Origin of the sequence: Mucilaginibacter oryzae, assembly GCF_003148845.1 — a bacterium.
Lineage (GTDB): Bacteria > Bacteroidota > Bacteroidia > Sphingobacteriales > Sphingobacteriaceae > Mucilaginibacter > Mucilaginibacter oryzae.
Window position 1 is genome coordinate 374704 of record NZ_QGHA01000004.1, and the last position, 19404, is coordinate 394107.

A 19404-nucleotide genomic window follows, 5' to 3' on the forward strand; every position below is an offset into this window, starting at 1 on the left:
GTTTTGCCATTGGCAAAACACCCTCAAAAATTATAATTTTTTCCAGAAATCCGAAATAAATATTCTTGATTTCGGATTTCGGAGGTTCGATTTCGGATTTGTTTTTTTATTAAATCTGTATCAAAAAAAAGGTGTTTTGAATTAACAAAACACCTTTTTTTATTTTTCAAAATCCGAAATCTTAAATCCGAATTCCGAAATATAATTATTCCGCTACTACTTCAAACGGAACCTGTACTTTAACTTCTTTGTGCAGGTTGATGTTGGCTACATATTCACCAACAAATTTAGGCTCCTGATCAAAAGTAATTCTGCGACGATCAACCTCGAAGCCTTCTTTTTTCAAAGCGTCTGCAACCTGGATAGTATTGATAGCACCGAAAATTTTACCGGTTTCGCCGGCTTTAGCGCCAATAGTAAGTTTAACGCCTTCTAATTTAGCTGCAACCGCATCGGCATCCTTGCGGATTTTCTCTTGCTTAAATTGAGCTTGTTTTAAGTTTTCGGCTAAAACTTTACGCGCGCTTTCGGTAGCTAATATGGCGTAACCTTTTGGTAAAAGGTAGTTACGGCCATAACCTGGTTTCACATTTACGATATCGTCTTTATCACCCAGGTTTTTTACATCTTGTTTTAAAATAACTTCCATTTCTTAAATCTCCTATTATTTTAATGAATCTGTAACGTAAGGTAATAAACCGATATGACGGGCACGTTTAACAGCCTGGGCCACTTTACGCTGAAATTTTAATGAAGTACCGGTTAAACGGCGTGGTAATACCTTACCCTGATCGTTAATGAACTTCAATAAAAAGTTTGCGTCTTTGTAATCAATATACTTGATACCGTTCTTTTTAAAACGGCAGTATTTTTTACGGTTATCCTCCACTTTTGGAGCGGTAACGTATTTAATTTGTTCGTTAGCCATTAGTTTGCTGCCTCCTCTGCTTTAGGTTTTTTGTTGAAAGCACCGCTACGTTTTTTGTCATTGTAAGCAATGGCATGTTTATCCAAAGCAATGGTCAGGAAACGCAAAACACGCTCATCGCGCCTTAACTCAACCTCCAATTTGTTAATTAATTCACCTGGAGCCTTAAATTCAGTTAAGTGATAGTACCCTGTAGTTTTCTTTTGGATAGGGTACGCTAATTTTCTCAAACCCCAATTATCCTCCTGGATAATTTCGGCTCCGCCATCAGTTAATACTTTGCTAAATTTGGCATTTGCCTCTTTAGCAACTTCTTCTGAAAGCAACGGGGTTAGAACGATCACGATTTCGTACTGTTGCATTATACTTGATTTTTAATTATTTACCCGCTATAACGGGGCTGCAAATGTATGTATTAATTTAATCATTTCAAAGTTTATAATTACCGTATTTTAACGTATTGACGGCAGGCCTGAAACTGGTTAACTTGGTATAACCTGTTAATCACCAAATCACTAACCTAATTCTTAATGTAATGAATTCAGCCGCTTTAGTTAACCCACTGTTATTAGGGGGATTATTGGGCCTTACCGGCCAAAGTATCCGTGTTATAGTTGGTTTAAAGAAAACCTTCGATGTTAGCCAGCAACAAAATACCCGGTTTAAAGATTCGTTTGAGGCCGCCCAGTTACTGATCAGCCTTTTAATAGGCTTTGTTGCCGGATTGCTTGGAATATTAGCGCAGTTGGATTTTACGAAGGATTTTGTCTGGACAAAGGATATTACTATTGAAATAATAGCGATAGGCTACGCCGGTGCCGACTTTATTGAGGGCTTTATCAAAAAGTTTCTGCCGTCATCAGATAGCGGGGTAAACAAATCTGCAGATGCTAATGCTGTTCAGTCTGGGGCAGCAGGTACGGGGCAATCCGCCGCAACCGGTTTATCAACAGAAGAATCGACAGAAGATATAGCCGGATAAGAAGATGGGAAATTTATATACTGTAACCGCGTCTGCCCTTTACCTCAGGAGCAGCGCGCAATCCGGTGATAAGCTTAATATTATCACGGTTTTAAAAAACAGCGAGCAGGTTGATGTTATGGATGCAACTTTGGCCGATTGGTATAAGGTTACTACCATACAACGAAACCCTAACGTTACAGGTTTTGCAGCAAGCAGGTATTTAAAACAGGTTACGGTTGATGATGCAGCCGCGCAACCTGCGGCAGCCCAATTTGTTCCTGTTAACCTGCCCCCAAATGCCGCTTCGCGAAGGAATAACCATGCAGCATGGCAGTATCCGCTATCCGAGCCGGATATGCCAAAAGTCACATCGACGGATGTAGCCGGGCGAATTAACGAGATTTATAATGTGATTAACTACATAGCGGTTGATACCAGCGCCAGGTACAGGGTTGATGAACATACTTATTGCAATATATATGCCTATGATTATTGCTATTTATGCAACGTTTTTTTGCCCCGAGTATGGTGGACGGATAAAGCTTTGCAAACTGTGCTTGCCGGTGGCGCGGTAAAGCCGAGCTACGGCAATACGGTAATTGAACTGAACGCGAACGCGATTTTTAGATGGCTTGAAAACTGGGGCGAAAAATTTGGATGGGTACGAACCTACGATTTGACCGATTTGCAGGAAAACGTGAATCAGGGAAAGATAGGTGTTATAAGCGGCCCTAATAAAAACCCTAACCGAAGCGGGCATATATGCTGTGTGGTTCCTGAAAAAGATGGTTATAAAGCTACCCGATCAGGAAATGCGGTGGTTATACCCCTGCTATCTCAGGCCGGAGCAAAAAACATCAGGTTTTACAGCAACAATAAATGGTGGTTGCTACCGCAGATAAAAGAGTTTGGTTTTTGGTACAATAATAATGTGTAAACACAACAAGGATTTTAGGTTAATTTTAAGAAATTAGTGACTGCCGCGCCAAACATATTTGTACCATGGTAGTTTATCAAATAAAAAAGAAGGCTATGCAAACCGCAACTCTCCCAATAGCGAACACTAATGCAAACCCGGCACTTACTTTTGATGAAATATTAATGTCGGGCGGCGGCGATGATCCTTTAGAAGGCGATTGGAATGATGAAGAGGATGAGGATTTTGATGATGTACTTGACGACAAGGACGATCTGCATGAAATACAGGTAAATGATGACCGGGATGAACCCGACCCCGAAGACGACGATCATTTACCGGATGACGACTGGCAGTGATCATCCGGTAAATGGCCTGGTTTTGCTATTGAAAATGATCGAACATGTCGCCAAACATGTCTTCCATCATTTGTTGCATAACTACGTCTTTCATCATGTTTATCTGTTCCTTAAACCAGCCTTTAGGTCTTTTTTTCGAATCAGCGAGCAGCATTTTGAACATGGCGGCTTCTTTTTCGGCACGGCGTCGCTGGGCCGAAAATTTCTGCGGACTGAATTTTCCGTTTTTATCAATGAAATCGGCCACGGTAGTGCCGTTGCTGTAACGGATTTGATGAATGGACCGGTTTAGCTCCTGAAGCTGGCTTTCTAACAGTTTGATGTAGTGCTTCAGCATGTTATCAGCCCCCGTTGCTACGTCTGTTTCATTATCATCCGTATAGGTAAGTTGCAATTTCAACAGCGTGAAAAAGTCATTTTCCTGGTAGGCTTTGGTTACCTGTTTAACAATTTCTGTTTTTTGTTCCTTTAATTCGGCGTCTCTTTCCAAATCAGGATGAAACTTTTTTATCAGGCGCATATAAATGCTGCGTGCGTCTTTAGCTATATCCGCAGTTTCATCCTTGCCTTTTTTGGTTGCGGTCTTAGCTTTTGTGTTTTCAGCTTCGGCATTCAGGGTATTAAAGAAATCTTCGCGTTTGCTGTTAATTTGTTCTGCAAATTTTTCCCTGAACTCTTCAAAATATGCTTCCTGGCCTTTTTTTAGCATTTCCTTCACATCTATCTCAACGCCAATTAAATCGCTTATTGATTTAGCTACCTGCACGGCATCATCATCGGCTGCAAGTTCATCTAACGAGTAACCGGTATATTTTTCATGAAGTTTGGATAGTACGGTATCCTGGTGTCCGAAGATATCAAGTAAGCTATCTAATTCGTGGCCCATATAGTTTGCCAGGTACTCTTTGTTATACTTACCTACGCCAATTTGGGTGGCCAATTCATCAATCCTGATCAAAAGATCGCGCATGAGTAATTGTGCTTCATGCTCAAGCGGTAAAAGTTCGTGTTCAATTTTGGCGTAAGCTTTTTGTAAGCCTTCGGCCATATTTATTTTAAACTGTTTTTGCTTTTCAATTTCGGCTAACAGTTTTTCGTATTTAACGTAAGTTTTTGATTTTGGCGAAGTACTGTTTTTTTTAGGAGTAGTTATGATTTTCATACAGGAAGATGGATAAGTATTGTAGTAAGTAATCGGGAGTTAGGTTATTTTTTCCGCAAACAGTTCATCAAGGTTTAATACAAAGCCGGGAAGCACCGGCGTAGTAACTTCATCGCCTGTAGTTAACAGGCGCGACGCCTGATACTTATTTTCAACAAGAGTATATCTGAGAAAAGTTTTTTCAGCGGGATGAATAATCCAGTACTCAAGCACACCGTTTTCTTCATATACCTCGTATTTATTTTGTAACTCTTTTTTATTGTTTCCCGGCGATAGTATTTCAACCACGATGTCAGGGGCTCCAAGACAACCTTTTTCGTCAATTTTTAGCGGATTGCAAACCACACAGATATCAGGCTGTACAACGGTTTTGATACTTTTATTTTCCGTCGAACGCTTATTTAGCCTTACATCAAAGGGGGCGGAAAACACCTCGCACGATTTGCCGTCAAGGTGGTTGCCAATCCATCTGCTTAACCGAAGTGAAATACGCTGATGAACCGATCCCGGGGCCGGGCTCATTTTAAAAATCTTACCTTTAATAATTTCCAGGCGCTCATCAAATGTCCACTTCAGGTAGTCGGCGTATGTATATGTTTTTGTTAAATCGAGATCAGAAAACTGCATAGCAACCAGTGTTTATTCAAAAATACAGATTTTAGCTGATACCGGTGTTCAAAATTTCAGCCATAGGCCTCTTTCACCAAACCTAATTTCTCACTACCTTAGCGCTTGTGGATAATTTCATTGTTTCGGCCCGTAAGTATCGCCCGGCTACTTTTGAAACCGTTGTTGGTCAGCAACATATAACCAATACGCTCAAAAATGCCATTAAAAACAACCAGCTGGCACAGGCTTTTTTGTTCTGTGGTCCGCGTGGTGTGGGCAAAACTACCTGCGCGCGCATCCTGGCCAAAACCATCAATTGTACCAATTTGCAGCCCAATGGCGAGGCCTGCGGTCAATGCCCGTCATGCAAGGCATTTGAAAACGGAAACTCGTTTAATGTTCACGAGTTGGATGCCGCATCCAACAACTCAGTTGATGATATCCGCAGTTTAATTGAGCAGGTGCGCATTCCGCCCCAGGCCGCCCGTTATAAGGTTTATATTATTGATGAGGTGCACATGCTATCGCAGGCCGCGTTTAACGCTTTCCTGAAAACGCTGGAGGAGCCACCTCATTATGCCATTTTTATACTGGCTACCACCGAGAAGCACAAAATTCTAGCAACTATACTTTCACGCTGCCAGATTTTTGATTTTAACCGCATCAGGGTTGAAGACATGGCCAATCACCTCGCTTCAATAGCAGGTAAGGAAAATATCAGCTATGAACCTGATGGTTTGCACATTATAGCCCAAAAAGCAGATGGCGGCCTTCGTGACGCGCTATCGATGTTTGATCAGATCGTGAGCTTTTCGGGCGGAAAGGTTACCTACCGCTCGGTTATCGATAACCTGAATATCCTTGATTACGATTACTATTTCAATATAACCGGCAGTTTGCTGGCCGAAGATACTGCTAAAGCACTGTTGTTTTTTGATGAGATCCTTTCGCGTGGTTTTGATGGGGCGCATTTTATAGCGGGACTGTCCGAGCACTTTCGTAACCTGCTGGTAGGTAAGGATCAATCAACCTTAAAACTGCTTGAGGTTAGCGAAGGTATCAAAAACAAGTACCTGCAGCAATCGCAGCAGGCTTCGGTATCTTTCCTGCTTTCGGCCATGAATATCGCCAACCAGTGCGATATCAGTTATAAGCTTAGTAAAAACCAACGATTGCAGGTTGAACTCGCCCTGCTAAAAATGTGCCACCTGCCCTCGGTATTTAACCTGGCCACTACGCCGCTCACTGTAACTTCCGCTGCCGACGGGGGGCTAAAAAAAAAACCTGATACCTCAGCACCCGCAGCAATAAATAATACGCCTGCTAACAATCCCGTTCCGGTAGCTAAGCCAACGCCGCCTGTTAGTCATGTGCCTGATAAGATAGCTGCTGTACCTGCAGCCGCGCCACCGGTAGCGGAAAAGCCCAAAGTGGTAATGCCCTTGCGAAGCACGCTTACACCATCGTTAACCGGCGAGATCAGGACAGCCGATGGGACCATACAGGAAGAAGAGGAAGACCCTTACTTAAAAGGCGACAGCAACGAGGATTTTACGATGGAAGCCTTTTTAAGATGCTGGAATGAATTTGCACTTAAGGCGAAAAACGAAGGGAAAAAGAACCTCACTACCATATTTGCCTCCAATAAGCCCAAAATGCTGCGGCCTTATGTGTTTGAAATAATTGTTGCTACCATGGTTCAGGAAACCAGTTTCCGCGATGAACGCCCGGCAATATTAAACTACCTGCGGTCGGAACTCAGAAATTTCAATATAGAAGTGAATGCCCGTGTTGATGAGCACCAGGTTGTTCGCAAGCCATATACGGCCCCCGAGAAATTTCAGCATATGCTGGCCCGAAATCCTCAGTTAATGGAACTGAAAACAAGGTTTAATCTTGATTTTGATTAACGGCAAGTAGCAGGTACGCACGGCGAAGATTATCGCCGCGCATAGTTAAACTGCTTATCTGAAATGTTTGCCATCATTTTTAGGATAACCTTCTTCGTCAAGGTCGTCGCGGTCATCTTCGGGGGTGTGCGACAGCTTTTCATCTACCGGGTCAACCCTTACGCTTTGGCCGTGGTCAATATGCATCCCTAAATCATCTACATCGGTCTCCAGCGATCTGTTTTCGTCGAATTCGCCGTCTACATCATACGGATTAGCCTCATCGTAGGTTGAGTTAAAGTCTTCGCCGTTTTTAGCGGTGGTATTGTACGGATCGGGGTGATCATAATCCGGGTCGTCGCTTGCTACGTCATACTCATAGCTGTTGGTGTCGGGATTATAGTTAAGGTCGTTTTTATCAATGGTTTCGCCTAACTCTTCTTTCAGTGTTTCATCACGGTCGGGCAGCTCATCTTCAAAGCCTGCTTCGTTAATTGGGTCGTTGTTCATAGGTTTTTGTTTTATTGATAAATATACGCAGTAAAAACCCTGCCAAAAAACAAATAAACCCGCAAAAAGATGTTTTTACCTAAAACTTAATAATGAATCTGTTTTCTGTACGAAGTAACGCCGCCAATGGCAAATTTAAAGCCAAGGGTAAACATGGAGTAGGCATCGTTATGCTTTCCGGCTATGTAGGCATCAAGCTGATCGCCCATAATAAAATTGTATTGGTAGCCCAAATCTATCTTTACGCCCGGCTGGTTGTAGCTGTTAAAAATCTTAAACTCGTAACCGAGCCTCAACGGGATAAATATTTCCTCGTTCTTTTTTTCGCCGGGTAAAGTTTTGCCTTCTTCCGCTAAAAGCACATCTTCGGTACGCGTTACGTTGTTGCTAATATAACCGAGGCCCGACGATAAGTAAATATTTTTTAAAACGTTGGCGAACGCGCTTCGCGAATAGTCAATCAATTCGCCGGCCTGTACCTGTACCCGGAACGAGAAGGCCGCGAAGTGGTTTTCAAATTCTCTTTGCGTAGTTGTTTCGGGGCCGCCGCCTTTTAAACGCCCTATCTGCGCCTCAAAAATGTAATTTACAAAAGGGGTTTGATTATAATTAAAGTTAAAGCTGATAGAGGGAGTGGTTTTAAGCGTTTGCACATCGGTTGAACTGGCCTGGTTAATACCTGCCGCGAAACCAACATCATATTGTGCGTAATCAAATCCAACCTGGGCTTTTACTGCAAATGGTAATATTAAACAAAACAGGACTGCGATGGACGATTGTAGAATATATTTTATCATAGTAAACGGCGCACCTGCTTTAAAAGCGCTTGTTTTGGTGAAACATTTTAATTTTATAAAAATAGCACCAAAGTTTATAAAAACAACTATGCCCGGCTTATTAATTGTCATTACAGCGAAATCAATCATTTTTCATCGTGTTATTATGAAAATTGATAAAGTCAATTTATATATTTGGGGCCATTGTAAATAAAACCACATCTGGTATGGCAAAAATAAAAGTAGAAAATCCGGTAGTTGAGCTGGATGGAGATGAGATGACCCGCATCATCTGGAAATTCATTAAAGATAAACTGATTACTCCTTACCTTGATCTTGATATCAAATATTACGATTTGGGTATTGAATACCGCGATCAAACTGATGACCAGGTAACCATTGATGCCGCAAACGCTATTAAACAGTACGGTGTAGGTATTAAATGCGCTACTATTACTCCTGATGAGGCCCGTGTTAAAGAGTTTGGCCTTAAACAAATGTGGAAATCGCCAAATGGCACTATCCGTAATATCCTTGATGGTACGGTGTTCCGCGAGCCTATCGTGATGTCAAACGTTCCGCGTCTGGTACCTAACTGGACAGCGCCGATCTGCATCGGCCGTCACGCTTTCGGTGACCAGTACCGTGCTACCGATTTTGTAACCAAAGGCAAAGGTAAGCTTACTGTAAAGTTTACCCCTGAGGACGGCAGCCCTGAGCAATCTTTCGAAGTTTTTAATTTTAAAGGTGATGGCGTTGCCTTAACCATGTACAACACCGACGAATCTATTAAAGGTTTTGCCCATGCCTGCTTTAACCAGGCATTAGCAAAAGGCTGGCCGCTGTATCTTTCAACCAAAAACACCATCCTGAAAAAATATGATGGCAGGTTTAAAGATATTTTTGAAGAGATTTATCAAAACGATTACAAGCAAAAATTTGACGCGGCCGGTATTGTTTATGAACACCGCCTGATTGACGATATGGTTGCATCGGCCTTGAAATGGAACGGTAACTTTGTTTGGGCTTGTAAAAACTATGATGGCGACGTACAGTCAGATACTGTTGCGCAGGGGTTTGGCTCATTGGGTTTAATGACTTCAACACTGGTTACCCCTGATGGTACCGTGATGGAAGCGGAAGCAGCCCACGGTACAGTAACCCGTCACTATCGTGACCACCAGGCAGGCAAGCCAACTTCTACCAACCCAATTGCATCTATTTTTGCATGGACCCGCGGTTTGGAGTTTCGTGGTAAGCTGGACGGCAACCAGGCACTGATTGATTTTTGCCAGGCTTTAGAGCAGGTTTGTATTGAAACTGTAGAAAGCGGTAAAATGACTAAGGATTTGGCTATCGCAATTAAACCAAAGGTTGAACATGGTACCGATTACCTGTACACTGAAGAATTTTTGGCTGCTATTGACGAAAACCTGAAGGCGAAATTAGGTTTGTAATAAAACCTGAAGCATACAAGAAGGTCCGCAATTATAGCGGGCCTTTTTTGTATAGGTTATTTTAAAGTACATCAATTCAGCTTTTCCAATTAGCTATTTTACTCCTAACTTAGCACCAAATACAAAAACTATGTCGGCATTATATCCATTAAAATTTAAAACCATATACAAAGACAAAATATGGGGCGGTCAGAAAATCAAAACCTATTTGCATAAAGATTTTGGGAATCTGCCCAACTGCGGCGAAACCTGGGAAATATCGGGCGTAAAATCTGATGTCTCTGTGGTGGCCTCAGGCCCGCTTGAAGGCGAATCGCTGGCCGGTTTGCTGGAGCAATATAAAGATGAGCTTGTTGGTAAAAAGGTATACGATCATTTTGGCAATATTTTTCCGCTGTTGGTGAAGTTTATTGACGCCAACGACGATCTTTCGGTACAGGTACACCCCGATGATAAGCTGGCAAAAGAACGTCATAACTCATTCGGTAAAACTGAGATGTGGTACATTATTGAGGCTGATCCGGGCTCGACCCTGATTACCGGCTTTAACCAGGAAATGACCGAGCAAAAGTATGTTGACGCTTTAAACAGCGGCCATATTATGGATATTTTGAACAGGGAAGAGGCTGCTGCTGATGATGTTTTCTTTTTACCTGCCGGTCGTGTACATACTATTGGCAAGGGCCTGCTTATTGCCGAAATTCAGCAAACGTCAGATATCACCTACCGAATTTATGATTTTGACCGGGTTGACGATAAAGGCAACAAGCGCGAACTGCATACAGAAGAAGCCCTTGCCGCTATCGACTATAAACACTATCCGGAATACAAAACTAAATACGAGCCGAGGGAAAACGAAACCGTTGAACTGGTTAGCTGCCCTTATTTTACCACCAACGTACTTGATTTTGACGAAAGTACAGCTAAAGACTATTCTTCGTTAGATTCGTTTGTGATACACGTTTGTGTTGAAGGTGGTTACACGCTAAAATATAATGATCAGGCTTACGCCGTTAAAATGGGCGAGTGTATCCTGCTGCCAAAAAGCATTGATAAAGTTGAGCTTGAAACTACCGGCGGTTTCAAAATATTGGAAAGTTACATCCGGTAATTATACTGAACCGCGGTATAGCGTTGAGCAATTAACTTTTAAATGAAGTTTTTATTCAGAAAAACTTTAGTCTGCAAAGTACGGAACCTTTCAGGTTCCGTACTTTTTTAATCTTTCGTTCACCCTGTTTTGGGCAATGTTAAAAATTTCAGTAAGATGCGTTCCCTTTACCGGTTTAAATATGTAATCGGTTACTTCGGGAATATTTTTTGCCCGGTGAATATCGTTTAAATCTACCGACGAACTAACCATATAAACGGTAATTTCTTTCCCTAACCGGGGCCGTATTTCCGCAAATTCATTCATAAACTCCCAGCCATCCATGGTAGGCATGTTAATATCCAGCAGGATCATATCCGGTAACTGGTACTCATCTGAGAGGTTTTTAAGTTGGCTTATCGCTTCCTGTCCGTTGGGGAAATGGCTCACAAGGGCATTAGCTCCCCTAAAACTCATTAATTTCCTGATTCCATAAACATAAATAGGGTCGTCGTCAACAATCCAGGTACTTATCGGATGTTCTTCTTCCATCATCTCACGCTAATTTTACTACACCAACCTGATAGTAAATTTTGTGCCAACATTTACAGTGCTCTCTACAGTGATCGAGCCGCCAAGCGCTTCAATCTGGTTTCGGGTAATGAACAAGCCTATTCCCTTGGCATCTGTATTTTGATGAAAGGTTTTATACATGCCAAAAACTTTATCGCCATGCCGGTTTAAATCAATACCCAAACCGTTATCTTCAAAAATGAGGTAGATATGATTACCTTCCCTAAGGGTATAACACTGAATAATGGGCTGGCGGCCCGGCGAATAGTATTTTAACGAATTGGTAAGCAGGTTTTGAAATATACTTTCCATGTACGCCGGTATATAATTTATTTCGGTACACTGGCTAAAATCATATTCAACAATAGCGTTTATTGATTCGATGTTGTTTTTTAACGCTGAGCGCACACTTTTAAATAGTTTTTCAAGTTCAACAACGCTCCGTTCGTTAGTGATCTCGGTTTGGATCTTAACTATTTCATTAAGGTGCTCAATAGTGAGGTTAAGGCTATCGCTTATGGTTTTAAGGTAAGAGAATATTTCAATCCGCTCCTCTTCTTCGTCTGTTTGTTCAAACAGGTTAACCATAAACTGCAGGTTCCCGGTATGCGACCTGAGGTTATGTGAAACAATATAAGCGAAGTTTTGCAGGCGGCGGTTTTGGTCGGTGAGTAAATTAACTGATTGCTCCAGCTTCAGCTGTTTCCTTTTCTCGTTGTCAATATCTTGTATAATCCCTTTTAAGGTTATGCAATGCCCATAATTATCAATTACGGGTATGCCCTTCACTTTTAACCATAATAAGTTGTTTTTAGCCGTTCGTAACAGCGCTTCGGTATCAAAGGGCCTGCAAAGCTTTATGGCATGGTCAATAGCTTGTTGCAATACAACGCGATAGGAAGGTTCAAAAAAACTGATGAATTCTTCAGCACTGATCTCCAGGCGACTTTGGATATCATAAATATCATAAACCTGATTTGATAGCGCGATGACACCGGGTTTAAGCGGGTTAATTTCCCAGCTCCCGAGGCGCGCTATCCTGAATGCCTCATCGTGCATAAATTGTTTATCGGCAAATGTTATACTTTCCTGTTTATAAATGTTTATGTTAACCAGTAAGCCATGTATGGTGCCGTTATAACTATTCTCCGGGTTTTTTATGCGGCTTTCAAACCACTGGTACCCGTTGTTTTTAGTTAACAGCCTTATCGGCACCGGGGCAACCTGCTGATTTAAACGGCTCTGATAAAGGGCATCTAAAAACACATGCTTATCCTGGTAATAAAGTAAATGTTCAAAGAAAACCTGGGCTGAACTTTCAATCTCATTGGGATGATAACCCAATATGTTATAAAAACCTGCCGACCATTTTACCTCTTTGGTAATTGAATTATATTCCCAAATGCACGCATCCGGATCATCGGTTAAACGGGCAGGGCTTACATTATTGCCAGGGGAGGTGCCCTTCTCTGTAAAACTCATATTACTTTAGTTCACTAATTCAGGCATTTTGCCATGTGCTACATGTAAAATATGTGCCATAATTTTAAAAGTTGAAAATTACAACGAGAAGTTGTGAACTTGCAAATGTTTTATCAGTCATAAATTAAAATCAGCCCGGTCAAATATAAATATTTTTATATTTTATAACATATTCTTTTACTGGTATTTGTGGATTTGTATTTTTATTAGGTAAATATTCTTATTTAAAGTACACAAATAAAATATACTTGTAATATTTTATCTGATATCGCTTTATCTGGCGGATAATTTGGTGAAAATACTTTCAATAAGGCAATTGCCGGTAATCCGGATGCAGTGATAACGCCTTAAAAAAATATTACATATTCCCTTAACTAAATCCTCTGCAAGGGAGAAGATTTAATAAAATAGTACTTCCAAATATCTTAATCGGGAGTTGGTACGGCTTAAACCACGCTACCTGTTTTTAAAAGCGGCTACCCTCAATTTGGATATTAAAACATACGAATTAAAGCAATATCAAAAACCACAAGGTTTGTGCAGGATAAAATTACCGGCCAAACTTTTCGCCGGTACCGCTCTTTTTATAAAAAGCTTTATAGTCCTTCACATTTAGCATGTCATAAATGGCCTGTTTTTTATCAGTACTATTATCGTAGTATCCCTTACATATCTGGTAACCCACCCAATAACCAAGATCGGCCGGTTTATCTGCTGTTTCCTGGTTAGAGTTAGCTATCCAGTTATAGGCGCGTTGCAGGTTCATTTCCTTTTCAAAATCAGCCCAGATAGCTTTTTCACGGCCTTTAGCCCACACGTGAAGCCGCTCATTGGCGGTACGCCCCGATATCAGTTCGCCCAAAAAGTCGGCCATGCCTTCAACCATCACAGCACTTAGCAGTGTTTTATCAGCAGCCATACCGTTTTGGTTAAAATGGATAAGCTCATGGGCGATGAGATTAGGAATGTAATCAAGCGCGCCGAAATTGTTGCGTTCCCAAAGGGTAAGCTCATCCGTCGGAATATCCGGAGTGCGTACTGCCTGGTCAACGCCAATTAATAAACCGTTATCGGTTGATGTACCACCCGACGTAAACGCCCCGATAACAAAATAAATATCGGGAAACCTTGCGGCGGGATAAAGTTCCTTAAATTTTATGAAACTGGCCTGCAATAGTGGTTTCTGTTTTTTTACGCTGAGCGTGTTTTTACGGATAGCAGCGTAAAACCTATGCTTAGTATCCTGGCTTTTTACATAGTTTTTAAGGCTATGTACTTTGTATGCGAAGTAATCCTGTAAACCGGGGGTGCCGTGGTCAAGGTAATATTGTTTATAAATGGCTATACGGTTGTTGCTGTCTTTTTCGGCCAGGTCATGAGCTTTCCAATAATTGTCTATATCGGTGGTAATAATCCGGGCCTTCAACGGGTCGGAAGTGCTGGTTGGTTTAAATTTTAACGATGCTATAAACTTCTGCCAATCATCGCGCTGAAGCAACGAAGCGAAGTCGGCATCGCTTTTCATATGATCAATGTTGCGATAGCCGGAAGCAACGGCTTGTTTTGCGAAAATTATTGCGCTGTCGGGCTTGCCGGCCAATGCATAACAGCAAGCTGCATTATAATAGTTACCGGCGGCTAATACCTTAAAATCACTTGCACTGGCCGATTGCAGGTAAAACGCAGCGGCTTTGTTAAAATCTTTAACCTGGTATAAACTATCGGCAGTGGCGCTTAAATTTTTTTGTGCAAAAACGGCATTACCCAATAAAATAAAAATGTAGGATAGAAATTTACGCATACGCTAAAAATAATAAAATTTAACTGTATAGATAATTTTTCCCTTTTATATGTTGGCATGTTCAACCTGCCCAGTGTGGTTTACGTGTGGTGCTGTCACACGTTCAGCTTGCATTAAAAGTTTAACAAAAAAGCCGGGTGGTTAACCCGGCTTCAAATCAATAATAAACAAAATTCAAAATCGAATTTTGGCTTCCGACTCAAAGATTTCCCCTTACTTCCTGCTCACGCTCTATAGCCTCAAATAAAGCTTTAAAGTTACCTGCGCCAAATGATTTAGCGCCTTTACGCTGAATGATCTCGAAGAAAAGCGTTGGCCTGTCTTCAACCGGTTTGGTGAAAATTTGCAGCAGGTAGCCTTCATCATCACGATCAACCAGAATGCCGAGCCTTTTCAGCGGTTCAAGATCCTCATCAATATGCCCTACACGGTCGGTTAAATCATCATAATATGTTGTGGGGACCGTTAAAAATTCAACGCCCCGGTTTTGTAATTCGGTTACGGTGGTTACTATATCATTTGTGGCCAGGGCGAGGTGCTGCACGCCTTCGCCTTCATAAAATTCCAGGTATTCTTCAATCTGCGATTTCTTTTTACCTTCGGCAGGTTCGTTGATCGGAAATTTAACATACCCGTTGCCGTTGCTCATCACCTTGCTCATCAGGGCCGAATACTCGGTCGAAATCATTTTATCATCAAAGGTGAGGATATTGCGGAAACCCAAAACCTCTTCATAAAAATTAACCCATTCGTTCATTTTATGCCAGCCCACATTGCCTACACAATGGTCAACATATAACAGGCCCGCGCCTGTTGGGTTATAGTGGCTTTCCCATTTTTGGTATCCGGGTAAAAACAGGCCTTTATAGTTTTTGCGTTCTACAAAAAGATGTACAGTTTCACCATAAAGTTTAATGCCGCTGGTGCGCACTTCGCCATGTTCGTCGGTTAGGGTTTGTGGCTGCTGATAGGGTTCGGCGCCACGTTTGGTGGTTTGGTCAAAAGCATCGTAAGCATCATCAACCCAAAGGGCCAGGACCTTTACACCGTCGCCATGTTTTTTGATGTGCTCGGCAATGGGGTGTTCTGAGTGCAGGGGGGTAGTGAGCACCAATCTGATCTTGCCTTGCTGTAATACGTACGATGCCCTGTCGCGCACCCCGGTTTCCGGGCCGGCATAGGCCAGGTTTTGAAAGCCGAAGGCGGTTTTATAGTAGTGGGCGGCCTGCTTGGCATTGCCCACATAAAATTCAACATAATCGGTGCCGTTAAGGGGCAGGAAGTCTGCAGCCCCCTCTAAATTTACCCCGGTAGGGGAGATTGTTTTATCTAAAGTTGGTGTGGTCATGATCAATTACTGATTTAGTGAATTAATGAATTAGCGATTGTTGAAGCATCTGCATCCAAAACTTTTCAGCTTTTATCTTTCGCCTTTCAACTTATTAATATTGCCAGCTTTTATAGTAATTTTCATCCTCAATCCTGATAGCATCTTCGGTAAGCATCAGCGGCCTGAAAGGGTCTATCATTACCGCCAGTTCGTCGGTTGATTCTTTGCCTATCGATTTTTCTACCGATCCGGGATGCGGGCCATGCGGGATGCCGCCGGGGTGCAGGGTCATCTGTCCTTTTACTACGCTTTTTCGGCTCATAAAATCACCATCTACATAATACAAAACCTCGTCGCTATCTACATTGCTATGGTTGTACGGAGCAGGAATAGATAAAGGGTGATAATCAAACTTGCGGGGCACAAATGAGCAGATCACGAAGTTATCGCCCTCAAAAGTTTGGTGTACAGGCGGCGGCTGGTGCAGCCTGCCGGTTATCGGCTCAAAATCATGAATGGAGAGCGCCCATGGGTAATGGAAACCATCCCATCCCACAAAATCAAAAGGGTGCGTTCCGTAAATGTAGGGATAAATCAGGCCCTGCTTTTTAATCAGGATCTTGAAATCGCCATGCTCATCATAAGTTTTCAGATCGGCCGGGCGTTTAATATCGCGTTCGCAATATGGCGAGTGCTCCATTAGCTGTCCGTACTGGTTGCGGTAACGTTTGGGCGGACGGATGGGGCTAAAGCTTTCCACTATAAAAAGGCGATTAGCTGCGCCGTTAAACTCCATCTGGTAAATGGTGCCGCGGGGTATCACCAGGTAATCGCCATATTGAAATTTAATATTGCCGAAACCTGTTTTTAAAGTGCCTGTACCTTCGTGGATAAACACCACTTCGTCGGCCTGGCTGTTTTTGTAAAAATAGTCAACCATGCTTTGGCGTGGCGCTGCCAGCGAAATATGCAGATCGCTGTTTACCAGTACCGGTTTACGGCTTTGCAGGTAATCATCTTCGGGTTGTATGTTAAAACCTATCAGGCTGGTATGCTTCAGGTGCTTTTCGCGCGCTATTTTGGGTTCAACGCAGTAAGGCTCGCCAAGGGTTTTAACAATGGTGGGCGGGTAAGCATGGTAAACCAGCGAATAAAGACTTGAAAAACCTTCGGTTGATACCAGTTCTTCGGCATATAAACTACCGTCGGGCTTACGGAACTGCGTATGCCGCTTAGGCGGAATTGATCCTAAACTATGATAAACAGGCATGGCTTATAATGTTAAAGGTTGTAAAAGTTTTAATGTTGTAAGGTTAATAGCCTTTGGAATGTTAAAGGTTGTAAAGTTTTAACGTTGTAAGGTTAATAATCTCATTAAAAGTTTGTTACTTATTGAACAGCAGTAAGCGAATATGGTTTGATGCAGGCTCTGAACGGTTAGTTATTGATATGAAAGCAGCTGTATTTATAGCGCCAACCAACTTTACAACCTTGAAACCTTACAACAAAAAACAAAAGGTTAGTATTGCGCCAACACAATTTTGGCCAGCACAGCATCCCTGAAGGATGATGCGTCGCTCATGGAAGTGAGGCCGAGTGAAAACAGAAAGTGCATTTGGATGCGCAACATGATACTAAGTTAGGAGGATTATCTTGAAGATGCAAGCGAGTTTGTCAAATCAGAATTTTCAGAATTCGAGAATTAACAAATATATATATATATAGAAATGATAAGGTAATTCTGAAGATTCTATAATTCTGAAAATTCAATTTGACTGGTGGATGTTTGCGCTGGCCGGTTTACTGGCTATGCTGATAGCGCTGATCACTGTAAGCAGCCAGGCTGTTAAAGCAGCCCGGATGAACCCTGTGAAGAGTTTGAAGGCGGAGTAGTAAGCACATTTAAAAGCTTAATGCAATTGCAATATAAAAAGAAAAGAGCCAATGGAAAATCCACCGGCTCTTTTTCGCATACTTAGCTTTCGCTTTAAGCCTTATGCTTTCAGCTTTAGGCCTTCCGCCAAAAAAAAATTAGCAGTATTGCTCAAACGCGTCGATCAGGTTATCGGCAATCATTTGTGCCGGACGGCCCTCAATCTGGTAGCGCTCAATCATGTGTACCAGTTTGCCATCTTTAAACAAGGCCATTGCTGGCGACGATGGCGGATAAGGCAGCATGTAGTTACGCGCGGTATCAACAGCTTCTTTTTCCATACCTGCAAAAACGGTTACCAGTTTATCGGGGTGTTTACCGTTAGCGGCAGCAATTTTAGCGGCCGGGCGCGCATTGGCGGCAGCACATCCGCATACCGAGTTAACCATTACAAATACGGTGCCTTCGCTCTCGATGGCGCTTTTTACAGCAGCAGCATCTTTCAATTCCTCAAAACCAACTTTAGTAAGGTCTTCCCGCATAGGGGCTACCAAATATTCAGGATACATCATGTCTTTTTTTAGCTTTTAAATAAAATCACTCTTACAAAAATAAGAAATGATAATTTGTTTGCGTTTATAAAAGCTAATAATAACAATTGTTTGACGATTGCCGGATTAACTATTTTACTGATAGTGCATTAACACACATTTATTATCGTTTTATTGTCAGGAATTTTTATCTTGCATTCCCCAATCTATTTAACTTTGATGAAACCAAAACCATCAGATATCAGTACCATTGTTATCATCAACAAGAACCAGCAACAGGCAAAATCTTTACAAATTAAAACCAAGCATATTGAAAGACTCAGGCATTATGCATTGGGCATTTTTGGCATTGTTGCTTTATTGAGCGGACTGGTTTTTTACCTGCATAGCCAAAACAAACAGCAGGAAGAGCGTAACAGGCAATTACAGGCGCAAATAGCGAAACTTAAAATTGCCGTACCGGCCCCGGTGGCAACTGCGGCAAATGTGCAGCAGGGTTCCGCTCAAACCTATATTCAATCTATCGAAGCAAAGCTTAAAACTATTAATGATTATTTAAAACGCCGCGGACTGAAAGGTTTTGCCATTAAAAGTACGGGCGGCAGCGGAAATAATGAAGCTGCAAAGCTTCCGGATAGCGAAGCATACAGCCTATATGATGATTACCTGAAGCATTTAACAAGTACTATCGCCTTCACCCCAATGGGTTATCCGCGCATCAGTTCGTTCACATCGTTTTTCGGTTATCGCAGCGATCCGTTTAATTCGGAGCACGCCGAGTTTCACCCGGGTATCGATTTTCAGGGCCGCCGCGGCGATGAAGTGAAATGCACCGCCAGCGGTAAAGTTGTTTTTGCCGGTTGGGCAGGCGGCTATGGCAACTGCGTGCGTATTAAGCATATCAATGATCTGGAAACCCTTTACGGCCATCTTTCTAAAATTGACGTGAAGGTTGGGCAAAAGGTTACCGTTGGTGATAATATAGGCCGGGTAGGTTCAACCGGTCGCTCAACGGGTACGCACCTGCACTACGAAGTGCGTAAAGATGGCAAGCCGGTAAACCCTGTTAAGTTTTTAACCCTGAATAAATAAGTTGTTAAGTCAGGAGTTCTAAGTCGAATGTCCATGCAGGCA

General features: G+C 42.2%; 20 protein-coding genes. 7 read left to right on the forward strand and 13 right to left on the reverse strand.

The genetic code is table 11. The features are described 5' to 3' along the window. Window positions 1-205 precede the first annotated feature (205 nt). From rplI to rpsF, 3 genes are read right to left on the reverse strand one after another with little or no spacing between them, the layout of a single operon-like run. Window positions 206-649, reverse strand: coding sequence for a 50S ribosomal protein L9 (gene rplI / locus LX99_RS13435; protein WP_022833473.1), 444 nt, complete (start codon window positions 647-649; stop codon window positions 206-208). A 15-nt stretch (window positions 650-664) separates the two neighbouring features. Next, window positions 665-928 (reverse strand): 30S ribosomal protein S18, encoded by a 264-nt coding sequence (gene rpsR / locus LX99_RS13440; RefSeq protein WP_022833472.1) that lies wholly within the window; start codon window positions 926-928, stop codon window positions 665-667. Then, window positions 928-1290: a 30S ribosomal protein S6 gene (gene rpsF / locus LX99_RS13445; RefSeq protein WP_022833471.1), complete on the reverse strand. Its 363-nt coding sequence runs from the start codon at window positions 1288-1290 to the stop codon at window positions 928-930. Before rpsF ends, rpsR begins: the two co-directional genes overlap by 1 nt. A gap of 173 nt (window positions 1291-1463) precedes the next feature. Between rpsF and LX99_RS13450 the strand changes: the two genes are divergently transcribed. The 3 genes from LX99_RS13450 (at window position 1464) to LX99_RS13460 (ending at window position 3167) form a co-directional block, all read left to right on the forward strand. Next, the gene (locus LX99_RS13450; RefSeq protein WP_109608339.1) at window positions 1464-1910 is read left to right on the forward strand and encodes a hypothetical protein; all 447 of its coding nucleotides are present in this window, start codon (window positions 1464-1466) and stop codon (window positions 1908-1910) included. Window positions 1911-1914: 4 nt separating this feature from the next. Next, window positions 1915-2829: an SH3 domain-containing protein gene (locus tag LX99_RS13455; RefSeq protein WP_109608340.1), complete on the forward strand. Its 915-nt coding sequence runs from the start codon at window positions 1915-1917 to the stop codon at window positions 2827-2829. Between the two features lie 95 nt (window positions 2830-2924). Further along, the gene (locus LX99_RS13460; RefSeq protein ID WP_146203120.1) at window positions 2925-3167 is read left to right on the forward strand and encodes a hypothetical protein; all 243 of its coding nucleotides are present in this window, start codon (window positions 2925-2927) and stop codon (window positions 3165-3167) included. A gap of 25 nt (window positions 3168-3192) precedes the next feature. Here the strand turns inward: LX99_RS13460 and LX99_RS13465 are convergent, their stop codons facing one another. Beyond that, entirely contained in the window at window positions 3193-4329 is a 1137-nt protein-coding gene (locus tag LX99_RS13465) for a hypothetical protein (RefSeq protein ID WP_109608342.1), read from the reverse strand. A gap of 39 nt (window positions 4330-4368) precedes the next feature. Then, window positions 4369-4956: a Uma2 family endonuclease gene (locus tag LX99_RS13470; protein ID WP_109608343.1), complete on the reverse strand. Its 588-nt coding sequence runs from the start codon at window positions 4954-4956 to the stop codon at window positions 4369-4371. Window positions 4957-5063: 107 nt separating this feature from the next. Between LX99_RS13470 and LX99_RS13475 the strand changes: the two genes are divergently transcribed. Further along, window positions 5064-6848 (forward strand): DNA polymerase III subunit gamma/tau, encoded by a 1785-nt coding sequence (locus tag LX99_RS13475; RefSeq protein WP_109608344.1) that lies wholly within the window; start codon window positions 5064-5066, stop codon window positions 6846-6848. Window positions 6849-6902: 54 nt separating this feature from the next. Here the strand turns inward: LX99_RS13475 and LX99_RS13480 are convergent, their stop codons facing one another. Further along, a complete protein-coding gene (locus tag LX99_RS13480) occupies window positions 6903-7337 on the reverse strand; it encodes a hypothetical protein (RefSeq protein ID WP_109608345.1) in 435 nt (144 codons plus the stop codon). Window positions 7338-7423: 86 nt separating this feature from the next. After that, the gene (locus LX99_RS13485) at window positions 7424-8134 is read right to left on the reverse strand and encodes a hypothetical protein (protein ID WP_146203121.1); all 711 of its coding nucleotides are present in this window, start codon (window positions 8132-8134) and stop codon (window positions 7424-7426) included. A 206-nt stretch (window positions 8135-8340) separates the two neighbouring features. Here LX99_RS13485 and LX99_RS13490 point away from each other — a divergent pair, with 206 nt between their 5' ends. Further along, entirely contained in the window at window positions 8341-9570 is a 1230-nt protein-coding gene (locus LX99_RS13490; protein ID WP_109608469.1) for an NADP-dependent isocitrate dehydrogenase, read from the forward strand. Between the two features lie 130 nt (window positions 9571-9700). Beyond that, complete coding sequence (locus tag LX99_RS13495; protein WP_109608347.1) at window positions 9701-10681, forward strand: type I phosphomannose isomerase catalytic subunit; 981 nt, start codon at window positions 9701-9703, stop codon at window positions 10679-10681. Between the two features lie 90 nt (window positions 10682-10771). Here the strand turns inward: LX99_RS13495 and LX99_RS13500 are convergent, their stop codons facing one another. The 6 genes from LX99_RS13500 to LX99_RS13525 form a co-directional block, all read right to left on the reverse strand. Next, entirely contained in the window at window positions 10772-11215 is a 444-nt protein-coding gene (locus tag LX99_RS13500; protein ID WP_245927911.1) for a response regulator, read from the reverse strand. A gap of 15 nt (window positions 11216-11230) precedes the next feature. Beyond that, entirely contained in the window at window positions 11231-12715 is a 1485-nt protein-coding gene (locus LX99_RS13505) for a PAS domain-containing sensor histidine kinase (RefSeq protein WP_109608348.1), read from the reverse strand. Window positions 12716-13265: 550 nt separating this feature from the next. Further along, on the reverse strand, window positions 13266-14516 hold the full coding sequence (locus LX99_RS13510; protein ID WP_109608349.1) for a gliding motility protein GldB-related protein: 1251 nt from the start codon (window positions 14514-14516) through the stop codon (window positions 13266-13268). A gap of 199 nt (window positions 14517-14715) precedes the next feature. Next, window positions 14716-15864: a 4-hydroxyphenylpyruvate dioxygenase gene (gene hppD / locus LX99_RS13515; RefSeq protein WP_245927912.1), complete on the reverse strand. Its 1149-nt coding sequence runs from the start codon at window positions 15862-15864 to the stop codon at window positions 14716-14718. A gap of 94 nt (window positions 15865-15958) precedes the next feature. Continuing rightward, on the reverse strand, window positions 15959-17116 hold the full coding sequence (locus LX99_RS13520; RefSeq protein WP_109608350.1) for a homogentisate 1,2-dioxygenase: 1158 nt from the start codon (window positions 17114-17116) through the stop codon (window positions 15959-15961). 761 nt (window positions 17117-17877) lie between these two features. Beyond that, on the reverse strand, window positions 17878-18288 hold the full coding sequence (locus LX99_RS13525; protein WP_031266351.1) for a BrxA/BrxB family bacilliredoxin: 411 nt from the start codon (window positions 18286-18288) through the stop codon (window positions 17878-17880). A 201-nt stretch (window positions 18289-18489) separates the two neighbouring features. Here LX99_RS13525 and LX99_RS13530 point away from each other — a divergent pair, with 201 nt between their 5' ends. Continuing rightward, entirely contained in the window at window positions 18490-19362 is an 873-nt protein-coding gene (locus LX99_RS13530) for a M23 family metallopeptidase (RefSeq protein WP_109608351.1), read from the forward strand. Window positions 19363-19404 lie beyond the last annotated feature (42 nt).

Coding starts and splice junctions, on each gene's coding strand:
- LX99_RS13520 (WP_109608350.1), bottom strand. CDS start 17,116: ATGCCTGTTTATCATAGTTTAGGATCAATTCCGCCTAAGCGGCATACG.
- LX99_RS13510 (WP_109608349.1), bottom strand. CDS start 14,516: ATGCGTAAATTTCTATCCTACATTTTTATTTTATTGGGTAATGCCGTT.
- LX99_RS13480 (WP_109608345.1), bottom strand. CDS start 7,337: ATGAACAACGACCCAATTAACGAAGCAGGCTTTGAAGATGAGCTGCCC.
- LX99_RS13530 (WP_109608351.1), top strand. CDS start 18,490: ATGAAACCAAAACCATCAGATATCAGTACCATTGTTATCATCAACAAG.
- rpsF (WP_022833471.1), bottom strand. CDS start 1,290: ATGCAACAGTACGAAATCGTGATCGTTCTAACCCCGTTGCTTTCAGAA.
- hppD (WP_245927912.1), bottom strand. CDS start 15,864: ATGACCACACCAACTTTAGATAAAACAATCTCCCCTACCGGGGTAAAT.
- LX99_RS13485 (WP_146203121.1), bottom strand. CDS start 8,134: ATGATAAAATATATTCTACAATCGTCCATCGCAGTCCTGTTTTGTTTA.
- LX99_RS13460 (WP_146203120.1), top strand. CDS start 2,925: ATGCAAACCGCAACTCTCCCAATAGCGAACACTAATGCAAACCCGGCA.
- LX99_RS13500 (WP_245927911.1), bottom strand. CDS start 11,215: ATGATGGAAGAAGAACATCCGATAAGTACCTGGATTGTTGACGACGAC.
- rplI (WP_022833473.1), bottom strand. CDS start 649: ATGGAAGTTATTTTAAAACAAGATGTAAAAAACCTGGGTGATAAAGAC.
- LX99_RS13525 (WP_031266351.1), bottom strand. CDS start 18,288: ATGTATCCTGAATATTTGGTAGCCCCTATGCGGGAAGACCTTACTAAA.
- LX99_RS13505 (WP_109608348.1), bottom strand. CDS start 12,715: ATGAGTTTTACAGAGAAGGGCACCTCCCCTGGCAATAATGTAAGCCCT.
- LX99_RS13470 (WP_109608343.1), bottom strand. CDS start 4,956: ATGCAGTTTTCTGATCTCGATTTAACAAAAACATATACATACGCCGAC.
- LX99_RS13465 (WP_109608342.1), bottom strand. CDS start 4,329: ATGAAAATCATAACTACTCCTAAAAAAAACAGTACTTCGCCAAAATCA.
- LX99_RS13490 (WP_109608469.1), top strand. CDS start 8,341: ATGGCAAAAATAAAAGTAGAAAATCCGGTAGTTGAGCTGGATGGAGAT.
- LX99_RS13455 (WP_109608340.1), top strand. CDS start 1,915: ATGGGAAATTTATATACTGTAACCGCGTCTGCCCTTTACCTCAGGAGC.
- LX99_RS13450 (WP_109608339.1), top strand. CDS start 1,464: ATGAATTCAGCCGCTTTAGTTAACCCACTGTTATTAGGGGGATTATTG.
- rpsR (WP_022833472.1), bottom strand. CDS start 928: ATGGCTAACGAACAAATTAAATACGTTACCGCTCCAAAAGTGGAGGAT.
- LX99_RS13495 (WP_109608347.1), top strand. CDS start 9,701: ATGTCGGCATTATATCCATTAAAATTTAAAACCATATACAAAGACAAA.